The organism is Aporhodopirellula sallentina SM41, assembly GCF_000346505.1.
In the GTDB taxonomy this organism is placed as follows: Bacteria; Planctomycetota; Planctomycetia; order Pirellulales; family Pirellulaceae; genus Rhodopirellula; species Rhodopirellula sallentina.
Map to the genome: position 1 here is coordinate 1 of NZ_ANOH01000468.1, position 1,276 is coordinate 1,276.

Below are 1,276 nucleotides of genomic sequence, written 5' to 3' on the forward strand. Positions count from 1 at the left end.
TGCGGCCCGGTCGATTGACAGCGCAGTACCCACACGAGATCGAGAACCGCCACCCGACGGTCACCTTCGGTGACCTCTATCTCTACCAAGCGATTCGAGCGACTCAACTTCAATACCACGACTACGATGGCCAGCCGATCGCCTTTGCCCTACCGGTTGAGCGTCTGGCCAACGCTCCGATGTGCTCCGCACTCTGGGCTGGATACATTGATCGGTTCGTCCTCAACGCGGACGGGACACTCGACCACATTGGCTACGCCCATCTTGCGGGCATCAACGACGACGCGTCGTTTTCCTTCGACCTACAAGACGGCACCGAACGGGTCACCGGCGACTTCTTTCTCGAATTCCGGACGGATTTCTTCGGTTCGCACACTTATGTTCCCTTTGTGGGTGCGCATATCGTCACGGACATCGCGGCATGGATCGTAGTCAAGCCTCCCGGCACGTAGGGCCGCATAACATGGTTTTTACGCTAGGCCCTTCGGGCACACCTTCCTTTGCACTTCAAGCGGGGCTGGCGTATCATTAGCTGTTCGTGATTCAAACTCCACCGCTTCGTTCAGGGCGGTGTCGTAAAAACCTTCCGTTAGCCGCTCCGAGATCATGCCAAATAACGCTGAACTGTTTCTCGCGCATCTGGATGAGCTCACCGGTGGACGCGAGCCTGAAATCCAAAAGATCGAATCAACCCACTACGGGCTGCGTTCCGTTTTCGTCTTCACATATCCCGACTGGCCGCAACCGGGTGTTATTACGGGATTCACATTTGGACTCTCAGATGCAAATCACCCGGATTGGAAACTCGGTCGGCCCGAGCTCATGATTTCCGTTGAATCCACCGACCGTGCATGGACGTACGCCATCGGATACATGGCGGAGCAACTCCGTGGTGACTGCCCATTCTGTTACGGCCTCACTATTAACTTTCGTGCAGAGATTTCCGACGAATCAAAACTTGATGCGTTTCTCATCTTCGGTCCTCCTCATCTCGACGCAACGCAGAAATCTGTCGAACTCGATGGCTTTACCTGCCACATTGCTGGAATGTGGCCAATGTATTCGTCTGAATTTGACATCTACAACGAACTTGGGCTCGAACAATTCTGGCATCACGACGAATGGGACCCAATGAATGTTACGCGGCCGCCAATCTGCAGCGCGGCGGGCGGCTAACATGGTTTTTACGCTTGGCCTGCGGCACACCTTGGCTCTTTGGCAACGGGCCATGGCTTTGGTATAATCTCGCGTAGTTTAGGCATCATTCGCTTCGTTT

The 1,276-nt window shown here is 54.6% G+C and carries 2 protein-coding genes; both read left to right on the plus strand.

What is annotated here, in order from left to right:
- A partial coding sequence (locus RSSM_RS34030; protein ID WP_044304078.1) for a hypothetical protein occupies window positions 1-452 on the plus strand: 452 nt, incomplete at its 5' end.
- A 154-nt stretch (window positions 453-606) separates the two neighbouring features.
- The gene (locus RSSM_RS30435) at window positions 607-1,176 is read left to right on the plus strand and encodes a suppressor of fused domain protein (RefSeq protein WP_044304079.1); all 570 of its coding nucleotides are present in this window, start codon (window positions 607-609) and stop codon (window positions 1,174-1,176) included.
- Window positions 1,177-1,276: the final 100 nt, after the last annotated feature.